Here is a 21,395-nt window from a genome sequence, read left to right on the forward strand (position 1 = left end):
GAACCGGTTTGGGTACCGAATCATCACGGTCGTACATGGACCCGCGCATTCGCGAGCACGCGGAGATTCTGATCGATCACTCGGTCGGCCTCGAGGAGGGAGACAACGTCGTCATCAGCGCGCCGCCGGTGGCGGAAGACCTCGTCGTCGCGCTCGTCGAAGTGATCGGCGACCGTGGCGGCAAACCCCTGACGCTCCTCGGGAGCGACCGGGTGAACCGGGCGTATCTCACATCCTGCGAGGAGTTCGAGACGCCAGAACACACGCTGGCGATGGTCGAGGAGAGCGACGTCCACATCTCGGTCCGCGCGAACGCGAACGTCACCGAGACCGCCGACGTCGATCCCGAGACGAACGCCGCACACACGCAGGCGATGATGCCGATTCGAGAGGAGCGCCTCGGCAAGCAGTGGAACCTCACGCAGTATCCGGCGCCCGCGAACGCCCAGCTTGCGGAGATGAGCACAGAGGCCTACGAGAACTTCGTCTGGGACGCCATCGGCAAGGACTGGGAGGCCCAGGCCGCCCACCAGCAGCAGATGGTCGACCTGATGGACGACGCCGAGGAGGTTCGGATCGTCTCCGGCGAGACGACGGACGTGACGATGCAGCTCGGCGACAACCCGACGATCAACGACGACGCCGAGCACAACCTCCCCGGCGGCGAGGTGTTCACCGCACCGATTCCCGACACCGTCGAGGGCGAGGTACTGTTCGACATGCCCCTCTACCACCAGGGCCGAGAGGTCACCGACGCGCGGCTCACGTTCGAGGGCGGCGAGGTCGTCGAGCACTCCGCAGGGAAGAATGAGGAGGTTCTCACGGAGGTCCTCGACACCGACGCCGGCGCTCGCCGGCTCGGCGAGCTGGGTATCGGGATGAACCGCGACATCGACCGGTTCACCTACAACATGCTCTTCGACGAGAAGATGGGTGACACCGTCCACATGGCCGTCGGGCGGGCGTACGAGGATACCGTCGCCGAGGGCAACGAGCAGAACCAGTCCGCCGTCCACGTCGACATGATCGTCGACATGAGCGAGGACTCTCGGATCGAACTCGACGGAGACGTCGTGCAGCGAAACGGGACCTTCGTCTTCGAGGACGACTTCGAAGCCGAAGACTGATTCTGGGGTTTGGATTTTCGTTTGGATGTCGAGGACGTTCGAAAGCCCACCCAAACAGCCTCACTCCTCCCCAACCTTCTGCGCTACTCGCGTCGCTCCGCTCGCTCCGTTGCTCGGCCCTCGCACGGTGTCGACGAGTGGCTGCTCGCCCGCGAGGGCCTCGCAGCCATCGGGCAGCGCGCGCCAGCGTGGTCCACCGAGGTGTCGCGATCGGGGACATTCCACTGGAAGGGGCCGTTGACGGACTACGTCCGTCTGCTCGGGAGACCTCCGGTCTCTCGGTGACCCTCGACGGGTTTGGTGACGCAAGGACCGCAGGTGAGCGAAGCGAGCCGAGGACCGCAGCGAGCGTAAACCGTCGAGCGGAAGGGGGCTTCCAAACGGTTCGCTGTCACGGAAAGCTAGTAGAACGCATCGATAAATTCGGCTCTATGGCCTCAGTCACTCGCGTGCCGATCCGCACGTGAAGGCGGCGGGATCTGCTCGCCGTCGGCCAGCGGATCCGGCCCTGGACGGACGCAGCGATCGCTTTCTTCGTTGACGTGGGCGTAGCGATCGGGCGAGTTCGCCAGCGGGTGTGCGGGATTGACGTCGCTGTCGATGCGGGCGGCGCGGAACCCGTCGAAGCCGGCGATGCGGGCGCGAATGCCGCGCCAGTGGTGGCCGGTCGCTGGCGGGAGGGTCACCTCCGGGAATGGGTCGCGCGTCGGGGAGCGGTCGGCCAGCACGGTCGCGTTGACGTTCGCGGCGAGGTCGTCGTGGTCGATGAGGACGCCGACGCTCGAGCCACGTGGAACCCGGGCGGCGAGCACGTCGAGGCCGAGATGCAGCGCCCGGTACTCGGCGACGTTGTTGTCGGGTGCGGCGTCGGACAGTGAGAGGCGGAGCACCCGATCGCCAGTCCGGGTTTCGGCCACGACGCCCAGCCCACCGCCTACCTCGCGGTACGATCCGTCTGTCGCGAGATAGTACTCCCGATGATGTGTGCGGGGCGGGTGAGCAATGTGCGGGGTGGGTGAGTCGTCGAACAACTCGCGCAACGCCGGCCGGCCGTGAGCGGCCATATGCTGGTTTGGGTCGGATCGACCATGAATGCAATGGTTGTGTCAACTGGTGGCACGCGAGAGGGACGAGACGTCGCTGACCGCCCGAGGGGAGCCAGCCGAGACCCGTGCAACGCCGACGATACATCGGCTTTCGAACCGAAACGTTTGCACTGGTCCCCTGCTGAGCATCGAGCGTGCCCGCTCGCCGGAACGCAGTCTTGTTTCTCGTGCTCGCGACAGTCTGGGGATCGGCCTTCGTAGCGATCAGCGCCGGCCTCGACTACTTCCCGCCGGTACTGTTTGCCGCGCTCAGATACGACATCGCAGGTATTCTCATGCTCGCGTACGCCTACGTCGCCACCGACCAGCCGATCCCCCAGGGGCGAGACCAGCTACGCGTCGTCGTGGTAGCGGCGGTTTTCTTCATCGCCGCCTACCACGCCCTCCTCTTCCTGGGCCAGCAACACACCACGAGCGCGACGGCGGCAATCGTGGTCAGTCTCGCGCCCGTGCTGACGACCGGATTCGCCCGCTTCGCGCTCCCCAACGAGCGACTCACACCGATCGGGACCATCGGGCTGGGGCTCGGCGTCGTCGGCGTAGCGCTCGTCGCACGGCCCGAACCCGACGCTCTCCTCGCCCCCGACGCGATCGGCGTCCCGCTGATCGCTGGGGCGGCGACCGCATTCGCGCTCGGGAGCGTCCTGACCCAACGTGCGGAGACCGGGCTTCCCACGATCACGATGGAAGCCTGGGCCATGCTGCTCGGCGCGGCGATCATGCACGGCGTCAGCCTCGCGATGCCCGGCGAGTCCATCGCCGACGTACAGCTTACCGCGGAGGCGCTGCTCGCGATCGGCTACCTCTCGATCGTCGCCAGCGCCGCGGGCTTCCTGCTGTTCTTCGCGTTACTCGACCGACTCGGGCCGATCGAGGTCAACCTCGTCTCCTACGTCTCGCCGATCGTTGCCGCCGTCGTGGGCTGGCTCCTGCTCGGCGAGACGGTCGACGCGCTCGCAGTCGTCGGCTTCTGTACGATCGTAGCGGGCTTCGCGCTGGTCAAACGCCGTGCGCTGGCCTCGGAGTACGCGTCGCTGCGGTCCTGAGGATTCCAAGAACGGCGATCTGCCCCAAACACACGCTACCGAGGGAGGCAGTGAGACGGAACGAAGGAGGGCGAGGTGCACCGCGATGGGTGGCCAACCGGGGTCATCCTGGCAGGGATCTCGGTCCGGCGCGGGCCACCCGGCGTCGACGACGCGGATTGGGTGGGTGCAAGTCGGAGTCAGTCGTGTGGCGATGCAACGCCCACGCGGACGGTCGAATCAGGACCGGCCGGGCGAGTGGGAGTGTCCCAGCGCGACGGCGACGACGTTCGCCACCAGAAGCGCGAGAAACACGGAGAGTTCGGCCTGAGTCTCGAGCCCCGTCGCGACGAGCGGAACGTAGAGGAACGGCAGCGCGACCGCGCTCCAGAAACCCGCAGCACGCACGGGTGTGAAGACGTGTCGACGCGCCGTGTGGAGGACCGATCGGGCACGCTCGTCGAACGATGCGTCGGCACCGTCGGAGGGCAGCTCGAGGTTGGAAGGGGGACTGGACATCGTGATGGGCACCTCGCCTGATTACGTCAAGACACCCTACCCCCATATAACGGCGCGAGCTTTGGATCGCTTTCGAGTCGTTTTACGCCGTTACAAAGGGGCTGACCGACCTTTTACGACGGGCGCAAATCGGTGCTAACATTTTATCAAGCACTCTCGGATCGTTAGAGCAGATTCGCGGAAAGTGGCCATCGCCACGCGGATCCGGCGTTCTGGAACGCTCACGAACCGAATCGAGAGTGGCCCCGCAGTCGAGACGGGGAAGCCCAGCGAACTGCCGGCGGATCGACTCGAATCACGGCCGTCTCGGCCCCTCCCACCGCTCACTCCACGACGATCGTGCCGTTCGTGCTCCCGTCGCTCCCCCGGATCCTGATCGGGTAGCTCCCGGGATCAGCGGGCGCGGCGATCTCGAAAGCCACGGTCGAGGACTCCTCAGCAGCCAGTGAGACCACGCTTGCGACGCGCCTGCCGTCGATCGTGAGCACCAGCGTGTCCGACCCGTCCGCCGGGCCGAGGTTGTGGACGGCCGTCGAGACCGTCACCGTTTCCCCGGGCTGTGCTGGGTCTGGCGCGTCGAGGTCGCCCAGTTCGAAGGTCGCGTTGGTAACCGTCAGCGTCCGCTCCGTGGCGACGAACGTCGCCGCGGACGTGTTCGCTGCGGTGACGGTGATCCCGTACTCGCCGGGGTCCTCGACGGTCGTCTCGACGCTGCCGTCGGCGCCGGTAGAGAGCGCTCGACCCCCGACCGTGACGGTCGCGTCGACGGGCTCTCCGGTGTCGTTTCTGATGACCGTTATGCCGACCGATCCGCCGGTCGTGATCGCGCTGCGATCGACGGTCGCGGCGAGTTCGACCTCGCGGCGCTGGACCGTGACGAGGCTCGAATCCGGCGTGAACCGCACCGATGGCGTCGAGGCTGCCGTCGCCTCGATCGTCCGGTCGCCCGCGGCGTCGAGCGTGATCTCGACCTCGCCGTCGGGGCCGGTCTGGATCGACCGGTCGCCCACCGCGAGCGTCGCCCCAATGCGGTCGCCGGTCTCGACGTTTCGGACCGTCGCCGTGACCGACTCTCTTGCGAGTAGCGTCGTGGGCGTGATCGAGAGGTTCAGCGGTACCTTGCGACGCTCGACGTCCATTTGCAGTTCCGCAGTAGCGAACGTTTCGTCGGCGTCGGTCTCCACGGCCCCGTCGGCGTAAAGCGTTCCTGCGCGCTCGGGGACGACGACCAGTCGGGCGCCGGCGACGTGCTCGAACTGCGAGGGGATCGCCGCCCCCTCGGACACCGCCGCTGCGGCGATCGAGCCGTCCACGGGGTCGCCGGTCTCCTCCCGGACCAGCGTCAGTTCGATGGGCTCGCCGGCCGTCGCGACCGACCGATTGGTCTCGAACCCGAGCTGGACGGTCCGGTGGGCGACAGCGAGGTCGACGCCGTTGCTCTCGAGCGTGGTGTCGTTCGCGCCGGGTGCGGTCGCCGTCGCCGTCAGCGGCCCAGCTGTCGCTATCCGGACGACCGTGCGTCCGTCCTCGCCGACCTCGCGAGCAGTCCCGCCGACCGTCACCGTGGCGCCGACGGCCGCAGAGCCGTTCGCATCGGTGACGGTGAAGGCAACCGGGTCGCCGGCGGTGAGTTCGGTCCGGTTTGCGGCGAGGGAGAGCTTGGCGCCGTCCCCGTCGTCGCCGGAGAGGAGATCGAATACCGGGAAGACGCCGTCGCCGTCGTCACTGCCTGCGAGCGCCGGGCCGATCGTAGCGCCGCCGAGGAACATGAGGCCGGCAATGAGTGAGATCGCGAGCAACACCAGCACGGTCGGATCTTTCCACGGCGAGTAGCCGGGGCCGAACCGGAGAGGGCCGCCCTGCTCTACGCCCGATGCGGACGCGGGCGGTGCTGAGGCGGTCGCGGCAGCACTGGAGGCCGGGCGAGGCGCTCGCTGGCGCGGTTTGTTTCCATCGCCGGTCCGTTCGCCGTGATGCACGATGGCCGAGTAGTAGCCCGAGCGGGAAAGCCGTGCGGGCCGAAGCCGGTGACGCCGCGAAGCGGTTCACCGCTGCGGTGAGACGGTGATCGCGCAGGGACGAAACTCCCCACTTGCAGCCAGTGGCGATCACTGCCGTCGCAGAAGCACCACTTGCGAGATCGGTAGACAGGCGAACCACTATACTGCTCGCCTCCAGAGCCAGGAGTATGCAGACGCTCTTGCTGGATAGCGACGCGGTAGCGACGAACGCGGCGATGACCGACGTGATCCCCGCGGTGGAGGAAGCGTTCGCGGCGGACGACCGCGGCGACGTACAGATGCCCGCGAAATCCTACATCGAGCTGGATCGGTACAACGGCGACTTCCGCTCGATGCCGGCCTACCTCGACGTCGCTGGATCGGCCACCGACGAGGAGTGGGACGCGGCGGCGGTGAAGTGGGTCAACGTCCACCCCGACAATCCGGAGGACCACGATCTCCCCACCGTGATGGGGACGATGATCTACTCCGATCCGGAGACGGCGTTTCCGCTCTCGATCATGGACGGAACGGAGCTCACGCTCCAGCGCACGGGCGCGGCGGCGGCCGTCGCGACGGACCATCTCGCGATCGAGGGTGCAACGAGTCTCGGAATCGTCGGCGCTGGCGTCCAGTCCTACTCGCAGCTGGAGGCGATCGCGGCAGTTCGCCCGATCGAGACGGTCGTCGTCTCCGATCTGGACGACGCCCGCGTGGCGGCGTTCCTGGAGGCGTACGGCGACCAGTTCGACGTTCGCGAGGGGTCGGTCGCCGATGCCGCCGGCTGTGACGTGCTCTCGACGGTGACGCCCGTGCGCGACCCGATCGTCCCGTACGAGGCGCTCGGCGAGCACACCCACGTCAACGCCATCGGCGCGGACGCCGAGGGGAAACAAGAACACGAGGCTGCAACGTTGCTCGACGCGAAGGTCGTCATCGACGACTACGAGCAGTGCACGCACTCCGGCGAGATCAACGTCCCCTGGGCGAACGGAGAGATCGACGAGGACGACCTCTACGGCGAACTCGGTGCGATCGTTACCGGGCGGGTCGAGGGGCGGACTGCCGAGGACGGGATCACGCTGTTCGACTCGACCGGGCTCGCGATTCAGGACGTCGCCGCCGCGCACGTCGTCTACGAGCGGGCGAGGGACGAGGGTGAAGGGACCGAGTTCGATCTGCTCGGCCTGGACTGAGTTCGCGAATCGTTTTCGGCGCCTGAGTAGTTCGATCTACAGCCTCCTTGGAAAGCCCCCGCCCGCTCGACTTCCGAGAGACGTTCCTACTCGTCGCTCCGCTCCTGCGCGGGCTGCGACTCTCGACGTCACGCTCGCTTCGCTCGCGTGACTCGGGCGGCTCGCTGCGATCCTCGCCTCCTGTAGGTCGCCTGCGGTTCTTGCTTCGCCGACCTTCGTCGACCGGACGGCCCCTTCCAGTCCCGCCCACAACAGCCTCATTCCTCCCCAGCCTTCTCCCTCGCTTCGCTCGGTCGGCCCTCGCACGGTGTCGCGCGACTGGCTGCTCGCCCGCTTCGGGGCTCGCAGCCAAGCGCAGCGCGCGCCGACGCGGTCCACCGGGGTGTCGCGACCGCCGAAACATCACATGGGAGGGACTCCGGAAGGGGTCGACCGGTCGCGTCAGCTCACGACGCAAGGACCGGAGGCGAGCGAAGCGAGCCGAGGACCGAAGCGAGTGAGGTGGCGCGAGCGGGAGGGGGCTTCCGTGTGCGGTCGCGGTAGCTGTCACTGTCGGTTGAAATCACTGCCGCCCCGTCACGGCGTCTCAGAGAATGAAAAGCTATAGCACCGCCGAAGCCCGAGACTGGGCCATGACAACCGGAGAGCCGGAGCCACAGGAGCGCCGGTTCGACCACGCCGAGATCGAACCTGCCTGGCAAGCGGCCTGGGACGACGAAGACGTGTTCCGCATCGACGACGAGGAGACCGACCCCGAGTACGTGCTGGCGATGTTCCCCTACACCTCGGGGAGCCTCCACATGGGCCACGTGCGGAACTACACGATCACGGACGCGTACGCCCGCTTCGAGCGGCTGCGCGGCGAGAGCGTCCTTCACCCGATGGGCTGGGACTCCTTCGGTCTGCCCGCCGAGAACGCCGCCGAGGAGCGGGACACCAACCCTCGCGAGTGGACGATGCAGTGTATCGACTCGATGAAGGACCAGCTCGGGTCGATGGGCTTTGGCTACGACTGGGAGCGCGAGATCGCCACCTGCGATCCCGACTACTACCAGTGGAACCAGTGGCTGTTCCAGCAGTTCCGCGAGGAGGGGCTGGTCGATCGTCGCGCCGAGGAGATCAACTGGTGTCCCTCCTGTGAGACCGTCCTCGCCGACGAGCAGGTCGAAACGCCCGACGGCTCCAGCGGCGAGGGCGGCGTCGCCGGCGAGGGGATTTGCTGGCGCTGTGACTCGGTCGTCGAGACGCGCGAACTGGACCAGTGGGTGTTCACGATCACGGACTACGCCGACGAGCTGCTCGAGGAGCTCGACGGCCTCGATGGCTGGCCGGCCAACGTCCGCGAGATGCAGCGCAACTGGATCGGCCGCCAGGAGGGCGACTCCGTCGAGTTCGACCTCTCCACCGGCGACGCGGTCGAGATCTTCACGACCCGACTGGACACCATCCACGGCGCGACCTTCTTCGCGATGAGCCCCGGCCACGAGGTCGTCCAGCGAATGGCCGAGGCGCCCGAGGAGTACCCCGAAGTCGCCGAGTACGTCGAGCGCGCCGAGGCCGCGGGCGACGACGAGGACCTGCCCGAGACCTCCGGCGCGTTCACGGGCGAGTACGCAGTCAATCCGGCGACCGGCGAGGAGATCCCCGTCTACGTCGCCGACTACGTCCTCGAGGACGTCGGGACGGGCGCGCTCTACGCCGTGCCGGCCCACGACGAGCGCGACCACGCCTTCGCCGAAGAACACGACATTCCGATTCAGCAGGTCGTCGAGCCGGCCGAGGACGCAGACGCGTCCGCCGACGAGATCGACGTGCAGGAGGCAGCCTACCCCGAGGACGGCGTGCTCGTCAACTCCGGCGAGTACGACGGGCTGGGCAGCGCCGAGGCTCGCGAGCAGTTCGTCGACGTCTTCGACGGCGAACACCGGATCGAGTTCCGCCTGCGCGACTGGCTGATCTCACGCCAGCGCTACTGGGGGACGCCGATCCCGATGATCGACTGCGCCGACTGTGGCTACGTCCCCGTTCCCGATGACGACCTGCCGGTCGAGCTCCCCGAGTTCGTCCACACGACCGGCAACCCGCTGGACGCCGCCGAGGACTGGAAGCAGACGAGCTGTCCGGAGTGTGGCGGCGACGCCGTCCGCGAGACGGACACGATGGACACGTTCGTCGACTCCTCGTGGTACTTCCTGCGCTACTGCTCGCCGGACCTCGACGACGCGCCCTTCGACAGTGACCGGGCCAGCGACTGGATGCCCGTCGACCAGTACGTCGGCGGGATCGAGCACGCCGTCATGCACCTGCTGTACGCGCGCTTCTTCACGAAGGTGCTCGACGACGTCGACCTGCTTGACGGCGGTCCGGGGAGCGACGCGAGTGGGACCTCGTCGGGCCCGTGGTCCGACGGCGTCCGCGAGCCTTTCAGGAACCTGACCAACCAGGGCATGGTCCTGGGCGAGGACGGCAACAAGATGTCCAAGAGCCGCGACAACGGCGTCTCGCCCCAGCGGATCGTCGACGAGTACGGCGCCGACACCGCGCGGCTGTTCATCATGGAGGCCGCCCAGCCCGAGAAGGAGTTCGCGTGGAGCCCCGAGGGCGTGGAATCGGCCAACCAGTTCCTTCAGGGCGTCTACGAGCTTGCGACGCGCGTGGCCGATGGGGACGAGTTCGGTGACGATCACGGAGATGTGGCCGACTACGTCGAGCGAGAGATCGACGCCACGGCCGCCACGGCCACCGAGGAGTACGAGGCGTTCCGATTCAACCACGCGCTGCAGTCCACGCGCGAACTCGTCTCCCTGCTCCGCCGCTACGCCGACCGCGACGACGCGGCCAGCGAGCCCATCGAGCAGGGGATCGACGTCGTCGCGCGGATTCTCGGCCCCGTCGCACCGCACGTCGCCGAGGAGATCTGGTCGCTGCTCGATCGCGACGGGCTGCTCGCCGAGGCCGAGTGGCCGGCCGCCGAGCCGCCCGCGGACTACGAGATCGCCCAGCGCCTCGTCGAGAACACGCGCGAGGACGTCCGGGACATCGTCGACGTCGCGGACATCGAGGATCCACAATCGATTACGGTCGCCGTGGCGCCGGCGTGGAAACACCGCGCGATCGAGATCGCGACGAACGCCGACGGCGACGTCGTCGGCGCCGTCATGAGCGACGAGGAACTGCGCCAGAAAGGCAACGAGGCCGCGGACTTCGCGAAGGATCTCGCCGGCGAGGTCGAAGCCATCGACGAGCACCTCTCACCCGACGAGGAGCTGGCCGCCCTCGATAGAGCGGCCTGGCTGCTGCGCGACGAGTTCGGCGCCGACGTCGAGATCCTGCACGCCGAGGACGCAGCGGACGACCTCGCGAGCGCCTCCGAGCCCGGTCGCCCGGCCATCCACATCGAGGAGTAGCGTCCGATCGCCGCGCTGGCGCTCGCTGACGCCCTCACGTGCACCGACACTCGTAGCCGACTTGCGGTCACTTATTCGCCGTCTCCTCCTGCATTGGCGAGCCGGTCCGCAGTAGTCTGCCCGCACGGTCTGCAATGCATCGCTGGCACTGCGCGATGAAGCGGTCCAGCATAGACCGATGGTTGTAGAGGGTCAGCCGGTCACCGCACCGGCGGGACAGCGGAGTGCAGTATCGGCAGAGAGCAGATGCGGTCGCAGTAGCCGCATAGGCCTCCTGTGTCAATCGTGGGCCTCGAGAGGCCCTTGTAGACAGTCTTCGTGAGGATTGCGGCTGCAGAATTGCTCCGTAGAGATTCCGTCACGCACAGTCGCTACGCTCGATGGACTCACCAGGAACGTACGAACGGCGAGTAACAGCGAAGAGCCTCAAAAAACAGCGACCGCGAGAAATCGAACCGCGACGGCCTACATCAGGTAGAACATCGGGAACAGGAACACCCACACGATGTCGACGAAGTGCCAGTAGAGCCCGAACAGCTCGACCGGCTCGTCGTCCTCGAGGTAGGCGCCGTTGGTCGCCCGCCAGAACATGAAGATGGCGACCGCCATGCCCAGGATGACGTGGAGCCCGTGGAGGCCCGTCGTCACGAAGTAGGACGTGTACCAGATGTCCGTCCAGGGGTAGATCCCGTGGCTGAACTCGTAGGACCACTCCCAGGCCTTGATGCCGAGGAAGAGGAAGCCCAGCATGATCGTCGTCCCAAGCGAGGCGACCAGACCCTTCTTGCTGCCGCGCTCGGCGTAGACCATCGCCAGCACGACCGTGAAGCTGGAGGTCAGCAGGACGAACGTGTTGACCATCCCCGGCCAGAGGAACGGTGGCACGACCTCGCCGTGATGCCACTCAGACCAGCCGTAGGCAATCCGGCTGAAGATGTACGCGCCGATGACGGCGCCGAAGACGATGACGTCACTCGCGAGGAAGAACCACATACCGAGTTTGTTCTTCCCGACGCCTTCGAAGGGCCAGCGCTCTGCAACCGCCGGCTCCGGTGCGTCGAACTGTTCGAGACCGAAGCCGAGGCAGGCCCCGAGGAAGAGGAGGAGGCCGACTCCCGTGATAGCCGTGTACATAGGACCGCCCGTGGTGAGCCCGGAGAGTCCGAGGAAGAACACGAACAGGCTCCCGCCGATCGCCGCGGGCCAGATGCTCGCGTGGTCCGGATGGGCCTCCTCGTGATCGTCGACGGGCTCGATCGCCTCGCTCTGACTCGCGACCATTGCACCGCCGTCGGTCGCTGCAGTGCCGCCGTCGGCAGCCGCCGTGCTACCCTGTGTGCTCGCGGGCCCAGTCGAGACGAACTCGAGAGAGCCGCTCGCGTAGCTCACGCGGCCGTCCCAGTTCTCGAGAGACGGTGGCGAGCTGATCGCCCACTCGGCAGTCTGGGAGTACTCCCAGGGGTTGTCAGGCGCGTCGGCGCCGTGGAGGTAGCTCTTCGCCAGCGTGTAGAACATGATGACGAAGGAGAAGGCGAACACGAAGGCGCCCACCGTCGCCATCTGGTGCCAGATGGTGTGCGAGCCGCCGTAGTTGAAGACGCGGCGTGGCGTCTCCCAGGCGAAGAACATCGGGAGGTAGACCAGATTGAACCCGATGAAGTACGTGGCGAAGTGGATCTTGCCGAGATACTCCGAGTACATCTTCCCGGTCATCTTCGGCCACCAGTAGTACATCCCGCCCACGAGCGCGGTGACCCCCGAGAGCATCACGTAGTGGAAGTGCGCGACGACCCAGTACGTGCCCCGGAACTCGTAGTCGAGTACCACCGCGCCGAGGAAGACCCCGGTAATGCCCCCGAGGATGAACAGGAGCAACGCGCCGAGGACGAAGAGGAACGGCGTCGCAAAGCGCACCTTCCCCTTGACCGTCGTGTAGATCATCGAGAACACCATCAGGTCGAATGGGAGCGAAATCCCGATGGTGGTCGCCATAATGAGGGTCTTGATTTCGAGGTTGATCGCGGAGAGGAACATGTGGTGCATCCACACCAGGAACGACTGGACCGCGACCAGCACCATCGCGAGAATGACCCACTTACGGCCGACGATGCGCCGGCCAGTGAACGTCTGGAAGATCTCGAACATGACGCCAAGCGCCGGGAAGAAGACGATGTACACCTCGGGGTGTCCGAAGAACCAGAAGAGGTGGGCCCAGAGCAGTGAGCCGCTGGCTTCGGGACCGAAGTAGTGGATGGCGTCCGCACCTCCGAGCCCGTACGCGACGACGCGATCGTACGCCAGCAGGAGCAGCGCCGCCAGCAGCGCCGCGAAGGCGAACAGCATCATCCAGACAGTCAGGAGGATGGACCAGGTGAACATTGGGAGATTCCAGAGCCCCATGCCCTCCGCACGCATGCGATGGATGCTGGTCAGGAAGTTGATCGTACTGACCGTCGTCGAGATGATGAACAGCGTGAGACCGAGGATGGTGGCAGTTCCTCCGATCGTCGGCGTGTTGATCGGCATGTTCAACGGCGCGTACATCGTCCACCCGCCGGTGAACGCACCGCCCTGGAAGAAGGACGCGAAGACGACGAGCCCCGACGCCAGATAGAGCCAGTAGCTGAGCGCGTTGAGCCGCGGGAACGCGAGGTCCTTGGCCCCGATCTGGAGGGGAACGAAGTAGTTCGCAAAGCCGAATCCGATCGGCGAGAGGAACCAGAACACCATCAACAGGCCATGTAGCGTGACGGCCTGGTTGTAGTCGATCGCACTCAGGATCGTTCCGCCGGAGCTCCAGAGCTGGACCCGGATGAGGAGCGCGAGGATGCCACCCGCGACGAGGAAGAACAGCGACGTGATGAGATAGAGGATGCCGATGTCCTTGTGGTTGGTCGTAACGAACCACCGCTTGATGGAGTCCTTCGGCGGCAGATGTCCGCCGTCGTCGTGGTCACCACCGTGTGCAGCCTCCGTCATGCGCCGACACCTCCAGCGCTTCCGGCGGCCGAGGCGCTCGTGCTAGCGTTCGCGGCATCGTTGCCCGAGCCGTCGGCAGTGGCGGTAGCACTGCTCTGGCCGTAGGTTCCCGCCTCGAGCGCTTCGATTGCCGCATCGATTTCGATCACCTGTCCCTCGTACCAGTTTTCGTACTCTTCGTTGCTCATTGCGATCACGGTGCCGGTCATTCCGGAGTGGCCGGAGCCACACAGCTCGTAGCAGGCGATGCGGTACTCGCCCGCCTCGTCGGCGACGAACCACGTCTCGGAGGTCTCGTCCGGAATGGCGTCGGACTTGACCCGGAATTCGGGGATCCCGAAGTTGTGCCAGACGTCACCGGACGTCGTGTCGATGTGGATTTCCCTGCCGGTCGGCACGCGCATCCGGGTAACCGTCTCGTAGTTCGTCGAGACGTCACTTTCGGTGACAGTCTCGTTCGAGGCCTCGTCCATCCGTGCGGCGAGTGCCGCCGAGTAGGACAGGCTGTCGTTCGATCGCGCCTCCGCCAACGCCTCTGCAGTCGCTTGCTGGCCCATCATCTCGACGGAGTCGTTGAGCTGGTCGCGGGGGAGCGTGTCACTGTCCGTGTACGCGAACTCCCAGGCGAAATTGTCACCGACGACGTCGACCTCGACGCCATCTTCGGGGACTTCGGCGCCACCCGTCTCGACGTAGAGGAGGAGGCCGTAGGTCCAGGCGATCAGCGAGATGACGATGATCGCCGACAGCGTGAACGAGAGGAAGAGCTTGCGGCCGCCCTTGTCCGCCCCCGTCGGCAGCTCGCCGAGCTGTGGTCGCCCGACGTCGTACTCGTGGTCGTTGCCGGCGCGATACTTGTACACCTTGTAGAGAGTGTACGTGATGACGACGGAACCGACGATCGTCCCGAGAGCGAGGAAGACCAGGTAGATCTGCGAGAAGACGTCGACCCGCGTCATACCGTCGTAGCCTCCACTCTGCAGGAGCAGGTCTACGGCGGCAGCCGGATGTGCGATGTCTGGTGCCACGTCTCCCCGAGGGTTTCGGGCTCACGACCTTGAACGTTTGGAGTTTAGCGCACGGCGCGCGGGCGGGCTGCCCGACGGATTCCCCTGGTATACGGGGCAGGCGAACAGGTTCGGCGCAACGTCGGCCTCGCTTGTGCCCGTTGTGGAGCAGATCACACGATGGAGCGTGAGTGAAGGACAACGACCGTGAAGCGACGCAGCTGAGCCGGGGCTGAAAATGGCGTACACCAATGACCCGCTACCGGAGCGAGAGAACCTGTGCGTGCCGGGTGCCGTCGACGTCGAGGACGTTCGCCTCCTCGACGATCCCTGCCTCGATCGCCATGCCGACGGCGCGCTCGCCGACGAGATTCGCGACGGTTGCGCGGCGGAGGCTCGCGAGTGCAGACTCCTCGTCGACCGTCTCGCCGCCGTAGAACTCCTCACTGACGGTGATGGAAATCTCGCCCTCCTCGAAAGACTCCCCGAGCACGTCGTCGTCACAGATCGCGACGAGCAGCCCCTCCTCAGTCGTACGTTCGTTGCAGATCATTCGGTGTGACGATCGACCATCTCGGCCTCGGCCTGCTCGCGAAGCTCCTGAGCCTCGTCGGCGACCTCCTCGGCGCGGTCGTACTCGCCGACCTCCTCGTGGGCACGGGCCTTCTCCTCGAGCAGCTCGGGACTGCGCATCCCGAGGCGCTGGGCGTTGTCGAACGCGTCGAGCGCGTCCTCGGCGAGCCCCCGCTCGAGCAGGAAGAAGCCGCGATTGTACCAGCCGCGGGCGAACCGCTCGTCGGCCTCGACGGCGCGCTCGGCGTGTTCGAGCGCCTGGGCAGTCTGGCCGGCCTCCCAGAGCGCGTACGCGAGGTTCGTCTCGGCGGACGCCTCGTTGTCGGACGTGCCGTCGATTGAGAGCGCCTCGCGGTAGGCGCCGATCGCAGCGTCGTACTCCTCGAGTTCGGCGTGGGCGACGCCCTTGTTCGTCCAGGCCTCCTGTTCGAGGTCGTCGCGCTCGGCGAACTGGGCGGCCCGCTCGAAGGTCTCGGTGGCCTCCTCGAAGCGGTTGATCTCCATGTAGTTCAGCCCGACGTCGATCAGCTCGTTGGTGTCGACGTCCTCGCTGGCGATCTGGCGCGCGTCGAGCTGGTCGGTGACGACGCGGGAGTCGACCGGATCGACCTTGTCGGGATCGACGGCCAGCTCCGGCGGATCGAGGTCGAACCCCTCCGGCGACTCGGGGAGCCCCTGTCCCTCGGAATACTCGTGATCCTCCTTGTCAGTCATTGTGCGGAATTGGCGTCCAGCGATGTTAAGGCCTGCGTCACCGGGACGGCCGGAAATCGGCAAGGAAGAGAGCGCCTGCGTCCGAGTTCTCTCGTCGATCGCAGTTCCGGTAGAGTCGTCACCTCGATCGTCGCCCCGTAAATTCTCACGCCGAATCCCGTCCGTCGAGGTCGCCGTTTCGATCTCCTCAGAACGAGCGAAGCTCCGAGAGCACCGCAGCCGCGCTCCCATCGTCGATCGCAGCGCGAGCGTCGTCGAGTCCGTCCGCCAGCGAGTCGGCGTCGCCACCAGCGTAGATTCGGAACGCCGCATTCAGTGCGACGGCGTCCGCGAACTGATCGTCACGTTCGCCGGCCACGACGGCCTCGGTGATCGCGGCGGATTCCTCAGCGACGTCGTCGACCTCGAGGTCCGCTTCTTCGAAGTCCATGCCGTACTCGGCCGTCTCGATCTCGAAGTCGTCGAGTTCCTCGCCGTCCTGCCAGTCCGCGACTTTCGTGTAACCCGGGCGGATGTCGTCGTACCCCTCCATCCCCTGGAACATCACGACCCGATCCGGAGTCCAGCGCTCGCTCTCACGGGCGGTGTCGACGATCTTCTTCGCGAACGCGAGATGGTAGAAGCTCCCGAGGTGGACCGACGCCTGGGCGGGGTTGGCGAGCGTCTCGATCGTGTTGACGAACGACCGGACGCCCATCTGGTCGCGGCGATCCTCCAGGTCGTCGATGCCGGGGTTGAACGCCGGCTGGTAGTAGAAGCCGAAGCCGGACGCGTCGACCATGTCGGCGCTTTCCGCGGGGTCGATCTCGGTACGGACCCCGAGCTCGTCGAGGACGTGCTTGTACGCGTCCTGTTTCTGCGTCGGGACGCGGTCGCCGCTGTGGGTGACGACCGGCGTTCCGGCGCCCGCAGCGACGATCCCAGCCGCAACGCCGAGGATGGCGGATCGGCCCTTGCCGTCGTAGTTCGCGCCGCAGTCGACGGGGTCACACTCGGGCGCGACGGTGTCGACGCACTCCTCGTGCATCACGTCGACGTACGCGCCAAGCTCCTCCGGGTTGTTCCGTTTCCAGCGGTTAGCGAGCCAGAACGCCCCGAGCGTGGTCGGGTCGGGTTCATCGGCGAGGATGCGCTGGAACGCCTCCCTCGCCTGCTCGCGATCCATGTCGTCCGCCGACTTCGGTCCGGATCCGACGACCGCCGTCATCAGCCGCTTCAGGGGCCACTCGCCGAACTCCTCGGTCGCCTGTGCCATGTCTGGTCGCGGGTAGGGGTGTGATGGTCAAAGGCCCGTCGCTCTCGTATGAATTCGTGGACGAACGTGTTCGATTTCGGGGCGTCTTGCACGTCGAGCAGTCCACACGTGACAGTCGCCATCGCCTTTGCAAGCGCGTAGAGCCCACTCGCTGGACCGATCCTCACCAGGACGGACGGAGCTGGGACGATCGGCACCCTGCTCTCAGAATGCGGAGTCTTCAACTACCGATCGGCCAAACCGCCGACATGGACCAGTCGTTCGTTTCCGGTCGGTCGGTTCGGGACGACACAGTCGCCGGTCGCTTCTACCCCGGTCTCGGTACCGGCCCGCACCCAGCCGTACTCGTACTCCACGGGGGTGGCGGTGCCGGTGGGTACGAACGGAACTACGCTGCGTTGCTCGCCGAACACGGGTACGCGACGCTCTGCGTGGAGTACTTCGGTGCATCAGGCGTACCCGACGCGCTCGCGGAAATTCCCCTGGAGCGTTTCGACCGGGCGGCGCGATGGCTGCTCGAGCGGGACGACGTCGCTGGCGACCGAGTCGGCGTCGTCGGCTTCTCTCGCGGCGGGGAAGCAGCCCTGCTCACCGGCGCACAGTTCGACGCCATCGGGCCCGTCGTCTCGTACGTTCCGAGCTGCTACGTCTGGCCGGCGCCGGCGTGGATGGAGGGCGTCGATCCCCACCAGCCGGCCTGGACGCTCGACGGGGACCCACTGCCGTTCGTCGACGTGGACGCACTCGTCGACGAGGAGGAGATCAGCGACGAGGCACTCGAGGACCCGCTGGCCGGTGAGCCGGACGCTGCGACTCTGGCGATCGAGCGAGCCTCCGACCGGGAGCTCGACCGGGCGGCGATCCCGGTCGAAGCCATCGACGGACCAGTGCTGCTCGTCTCCGGCGGCAAGGACACGGTCTGGCCAGCGTCGACGTTCGCCGACCGGGCGCTGGCACGTCTCGAGGCCCACGACCACGAATGGTCGGTCGAACACCGCCACTACCCCGACGCCGGCCACGCGATTCGCGTGCCCTACCGGTTCGACAGCACGACGTCGCACGCGGAGACTCACCAGTACGGTGGGACGAACGAGGCCAACGCCCGTGCGGCTGCAGACGCGTGGCTGGGCGCGCTCCAGCACCTGTCGGATGGCCTCCCTGCGACGGACTGAGGGTGACGGGAAGTGGGCGACTCACACCGATTCGGCAACGACGACGTCGATGCGAGCTGACGGCGGTTCCATTCAGGGGTGGTAAGTGACTGTTCGTGATTTCTTCGACTGCTGAGCATTGTAAATCTGAAATTAGTGAGGCCGCACAGCAGCCAGCCACCGGAAGCCCCCTGTAATTTGTTCAGCCGAGTGAAGTTCGGTGGATAATGGTGGCGCACGTTTCGCGGCTCTGGCAGGAGCCGCGTAGCGTGCGAGGTCTTCGTGAACGAAGCGAACGAAGGCTCGGAAGACGAGCGGAGCGACGTCTTCCGGTGGACGACCGAGCGTACGCGAGGGAGGAGGGTGGGGAGGACGAGGTTTCGGTAGGCTGCGGGTGGGAATTCGAAATGGGCCGGACGTTCACGGCGCTCCGCGCCGTGAGCTCGGGAGAGATCAGCTCTCGCGGTGCTCGGCTGTCCCCGGGTGACGTAAGCGATGACGAGCGAAGCTCGTCAAGTGCCGGAGGAAACCTCCGGCCACCGCAGCCCGAAGGGCGAGGAGCGCAGCGAGCGTCACGCGAACGAGGTGAGTGTGACCTCGAAAGACGAGCGAAGCGACGTCTTTCGGTGCTGAGCCGAGCAAACGCGAGGCGAAGCCCGTCGGAGATTGCTCCGACGGTGCCCAGGTCATCGAGCGCTCGGGAGCTTTCGAAGGCCTCTGAAATGTATCTGTAGACTCCACTTCGAATGATTTCCGCAGTAGTCGAATTAGTCAGATCGACCGGTCAGCGCGCATCGAACTCGACCGCTCGTCCGCCCGAAATCATCGACCGTACAGAACGTACGACGCAGCGACGAAGCCGAGCACGCCACCGACCACGCCGCCGGCGAATGCGGACCACGGCAGGCCGGGGACCTCAAGCATCCAGAGTGGCACGCCGATTGCGGCTCCGACGACCGCCATGGCTGCGACGATGATGAGGCCGGTTTTCCACTGCGAGTCGTCCGCGGAGGAGGTCGCCATAGCGGGTGCTACGAGCGCGAGCCTAAATAGGTCTGGGCGTGTGGGAGGGGTATCGCCGATCACCGCTCCCGGTCCACCGCCTCCGGCCAGTTCGGGTCAACGCCGACCAGCTCGGCACTCCGCTCCCAGAGCTCACGGCGGACCGCCTCGTCCCGAGCGTCGGGATCGGGTGGGCTCTCCTCGCCCTCGTCGACGTACACGCCGTTGCGCCCGCCGTACTTCGGCGCCGTGAGCTGTTCGACCAGTCGCGCCGCCCCGGTCTCGACGTCCGTCCCGACGCCGGGCGCCCACGCGACGAGCCAGGTCAGCAGTCGCGACCGCCACGAACTGCCGAGCCAGATCCGCGTGCCGCGGATGAATCCGGGGTTGAAACAGTTCGCGACGACGGAGTCGACGCCCGCTGCGTCGAGGCGCTCGGCCAGCTCGACGGTGAACGTAGCGTTCGCGAGCTTCGAGCGCGAGTACGCCGCGAGTCCGTCGTAGCCGGCCTCGAACTGTAGATCGTCGAAATCCAGCTCGCCGCGGTCCTGAAGCCCGGAGCTCGTGGTGACGACGCGAGCGGGACTGGTTCCACCTCCGTTTGCGGCCGTGCCTCCGCCCCGGTTGCCGGTGCCGTCGCCGCTCTCTCGCAGTCGAGGAAGCAGCTCGTGCGTGAGGAGGTACGGCGCGAGGTGGTTGACGGCGAAAGTCAGTTCGATCCCATCGGGGCTCTCGGTGCGCTCGCTGCTCGCGAGGCCGGCGTTGTTCGCGAGGGCGTGAATGTCGTCGTACGTTGCGAGCAGGTGGGCAGCGAGTTCCCGAACTGCCCCCTGGTCGGCGAGATCCGTCCGGTGGAAATCGATGTCTCCGGGAGCGTCCGCGGCCGTGGCCTGGAGTTCGCGACCCCGCTCCTCGTTGCGGCCGACGGCGGCGACGGTCGCACCTCGATCGGCGAGGACGACCGCCACGCGCCGACCGATGCCGCTGGTAGCGCCGGTGAGCACGATCGTCCGATCCTCGAGATCCGGCGTTCGGCCGTCGAAATCCTGTTCTGGCGTCGATACCATCGTCGGGAGATTTTCGGCTGGCGACTAAGCGTCTGGGGTGGCGGACGACGACGGCATCCCACATCACGGGGCCGCAATATCACGGCCGCCCGGCGGTCCGATCCCGAAAGCGATACACCGCCACTCTCCATAGGAACGCCGATGAGTGAGGCGACGGGGGAGTGGCGCGCGGCGATCGACGAGGTCGACGCACGCATCCTCGATGGGTTCCAGAGCGGCTTTCCGATCGAACAGCGGCCGTTCCGCGCGGTCGCCGAGGCGATCGGCACCGACGAGGCGGACGCACTCGATCGCGTCGAGGCGCTCCTCGATCGCGGACTCCTCCGTCGGTTCGGCCCGGTGCTCAATCCGCCGGTGATCGGCGCCTCGACCCTCGCGGCGTTGAAAGTCCCCGAGGGCGACGGCATTCGCGGCGGGGAGGCCGAGAGCGATCGGTTCGACGCGGTCGCGGAGATCGTCAACGGACACGAGCAGGTCAACCACAACTACCGTCGCGAGCACGAGTGGAACATGTGGTTCGTCGTGACGGCGGGATCACTCGACCGACGTGATGCGATTCTCGACGACGTCGCCGCGGAGACCGGGCTCGAACCGCTCGTACTCCCGATGCTCACGGACTACTACATCAACCTCGAGTTTCCCGTCGTCAACGACGACCGGTTCGCTCGCGAGAGCGGCGCCGCGACGGGCGTCGAGGCCACCCGGATCGCCGAATCCGCCCGCGGTGATCTCTCCGCGTTCGACGCCGACCTCCTGCTGGCGATCCAGGGCGGATTCCCGCTCTCGACGACGCCCTACCGCGATATCGCGGAGTCACTTTCGGCGTCAGCTGCGGCCTACGACGCGACGGTCGAGGACGTGCTCGACGGCGTTCGGCGACTCCGCGAGGCGGGCTGTATCAAGCGGATCGGCTGCGTCGTCAACCACGTCGCCACCGGGTTCGATAGCAACTGTATGGTCGTCTGGGACGTGCCCGACGACGAACTCGACGAGAGAGGGCGCACCGTCGGTGGACTGCCCTCTGTGACCCTGTGTTACCACCGACCCCGCCGTCCGGAGCGCGACTGGCCGTACAATCTCTTCACGATGATCCACGGTCGGGACGCCGACGCCGTCGATGCGAAAGTGGACGAGCTGGCCTCGGAGAATCTGCCGGTCGAACACGAGCGACTGTTTTCGACGGCGACGCTCAAGCAGACCGGCGCTCGGTACGAGGCGCTGCTGGAGTAGCGAGCGGAGACAGGGTAAATCGGGAGAGGCAGAGGTG

Annotated in this window: 16 protein-coding genes; 6 read left to right on the plus strand and 10 right to left on the minus strand. The window is 66.5% G+C overall.

Annotated features, from left to right (window positions below; genetic code table 11):
• The first annotated feature begins 35 nt into the window (after positions 1-35).
• The gene (locus tag MXF70_RS03345) at positions 36-1,127 is read left to right on the plus strand and encodes an aminopeptidase (protein ID WP_248517418.1); all 1,092 of its coding nucleotides are present in this window, start codon (positions 36-38) and stop codon (positions 1,125-1,127) included.
• 437 nt (positions 1,128-1,564) lie between these two features.
• On the opposite strand, the gene MXF70_RS03350 is transcribed toward MXF70_RS03345, so the two are convergent.
• Positions 1,565-2,191: a ribonuclease H family protein gene (locus MXF70_RS03350; RefSeq protein WP_248517420.1), complete on the minus strand. Its 627-nt coding sequence runs from the start codon at positions 2,189-2,191 to the stop codon at positions 1,565-1,567.
• 176 nt (positions 2,192-2,367) lie between these two features.
• Here MXF70_RS03350 and MXF70_RS03355 point away from each other — a divergent pair, with 176 nt between their 5' ends.
• A complete protein-coding gene (locus MXF70_RS03355) occupies positions 2,368-3,279 on the plus strand; it encodes a DMT family transporter (RefSeq protein ID WP_248517422.1) in 912 nt (303 codons plus the stop codon).
• Positions 3,280-3,498: 219 nt separating this feature from the next.
• On the opposite strand, the gene MXF70_RS03360 is transcribed toward MXF70_RS03355, so the two are convergent.
• Together MXF70_RS03360 and MXF70_RS03365 are read right to left on the minus strand one after the other, a co-directional pair.
• Positions 3,499-3,777, minus strand: coding sequence for a DUF8028 family protein (locus MXF70_RS03360; RefSeq protein ID WP_248517424.1), 279 nt, complete (start codon positions 3,775-3,777; stop codon positions 3,499-3,501).
• 323 nt (positions 3,778-4,100) lie between these two features.
• On the minus strand, positions 4,101-5,756 hold the full coding sequence (locus MXF70_RS03365; RefSeq protein WP_248517426.1) for a CARDB domain-containing protein: 1,656 nt from the start codon (positions 5,754-5,756) through the stop codon (positions 4,101-4,103).
• Between the two features lie 209 nt (positions 5,757-5,965).
• Between MXF70_RS03365 and MXF70_RS03370 the strand changes: the two genes are divergently transcribed.
• Positions 5,966-6,973: an ornithine cyclodeaminase family protein gene (locus MXF70_RS03370; protein ID WP_248517428.1), complete on the plus strand. Its 1,008-nt coding sequence runs from the start codon at positions 5,966-5,968 to the stop codon at positions 6,971-6,973.
• Positions 6,974-7,605: 632 nt separating this feature from the next.
• A complete protein-coding gene (gene leuS / locus MXF70_RS03375; RefSeq protein ID WP_248517430.1) occupies positions 7,606-10,380 on the plus strand; it encodes a leucine--tRNA ligase in 2,775 nt (924 codons plus the stop codon).
• Between the two features lie 465 nt (positions 10,381-10,845).
• On the opposite strand, the gene MXF70_RS03380 is transcribed toward leuS, so the two are convergent.
• The 5 genes from MXF70_RS03380 to MXF70_RS03400 all read right to left on the minus strand — a co-directional run bounded on the left by MXF70_RS03380 (position 10,846) and on the right by MXF70_RS03400 (position 16,908).
• Entirely contained in the window at positions 10,846-13,359 is a 2,514-nt protein-coding gene (locus tag MXF70_RS03380; RefSeq protein WP_248517432.1) for a cbb3-type cytochrome c oxidase subunit I, read from the minus strand.
• Complete coding sequence (gene coxB, locus MXF70_RS03385) at positions 13,356-14,318, minus strand: cytochrome c oxidase subunit II (RefSeq protein ID WP_248518355.1); 963 nt, start codon at positions 14,316-14,318, stop codon at positions 13,356-13,358. Before coxB ends, MXF70_RS03380 begins: the two co-directional genes overlap by 4 nt.
• Positions 14,319-14,625: 307 nt before the next feature.
• Positions 14,626-14,919, minus strand: a complete 294-nt coding sequence (locus tag MXF70_RS03390; protein ID WP_248517434.1) for a DUF424 domain-containing protein — start codon at positions 14,917-14,919, stop codon at positions 14,626-14,628.
• A complete protein-coding gene (locus tag MXF70_RS03395; RefSeq protein ID WP_248517436.1) occupies positions 14,916-15,653 on the minus strand; it encodes a tetratricopeptide repeat protein in 738 nt (245 codons plus the stop codon). The genes MXF70_RS03390 and MXF70_RS03395 overlap by 4 nt, the downstream gene beginning before the upstream one ends.
• A gap of 187 nt (positions 15,654-15,840) precedes the next feature.
• Entirely contained in the window at positions 15,841-16,908 is a 1,068-nt protein-coding gene (locus MXF70_RS03400; RefSeq protein WP_248517438.1) for an anthranilate phosphoribosyltransferase, read from the minus strand.
• Positions 16,909-17,156: 248 nt separating this feature from the next.
• On the opposite strand from MXF70_RS03400, the gene MXF70_RS03405 reads away from it, so the two are divergent.
• Positions 17,157-18,080, plus strand: coding sequence for an alpha/beta fold hydrolase (locus tag MXF70_RS03405; protein WP_248517440.1), 924 nt, complete (start codon positions 17,157-17,159; stop codon positions 18,078-18,080).
• A gap of 801 nt (positions 18,081-18,881) precedes the next feature.
• On the opposite strand, the gene MXF70_RS03410 is transcribed toward MXF70_RS03405, so the two are convergent.
• Together MXF70_RS03410 and MXF70_RS03415 are read right to left on the minus strand one after the other, a co-directional pair.
• The gene (locus MXF70_RS03410) at positions 18,882-19,082 is read right to left on the minus strand and encodes a DUF8144 family membrane protein (RefSeq protein WP_248517442.1); all 201 of its coding nucleotides are present in this window, start codon (positions 19,080-19,082) and stop codon (positions 18,882-18,884) included.
• A 59-nt stretch (positions 19,083-19,141) separates the two neighbouring features.
• Positions 19,142-20,128 (minus strand): SDR family NAD(P)-dependent oxidoreductase, encoded by a 987-nt coding sequence (locus MXF70_RS03415; protein ID WP_248517444.1) that lies wholly within the window; start codon positions 20,126-20,128, stop codon positions 19,142-19,144.
• A gap of 141 nt (positions 20,129-20,269) precedes the next feature.
• Between MXF70_RS03415 and ahbB the strand changes: the two genes are divergently transcribed.
• Entirely contained in the window at positions 20,270-21,358 is a 1,089-nt protein-coding gene (gene ahbB, locus MXF70_RS03420) for a siroheme decarboxylase subunit beta (protein WP_248517445.1), read from the plus strand.
• Positions 21,359-21,395 lie beyond the last annotated feature (37 nt).

This window comes from Salinarchaeum laminariae (genome assembly GCF_023204835.1).
In the GTDB taxonomy this organism is placed as follows: domain Archaea; phylum Halobacteriota; class Halobacteria; order Halobacteriales; family Salinarchaeaceae; genus Salinarchaeum; species Salinarchaeum laminariae.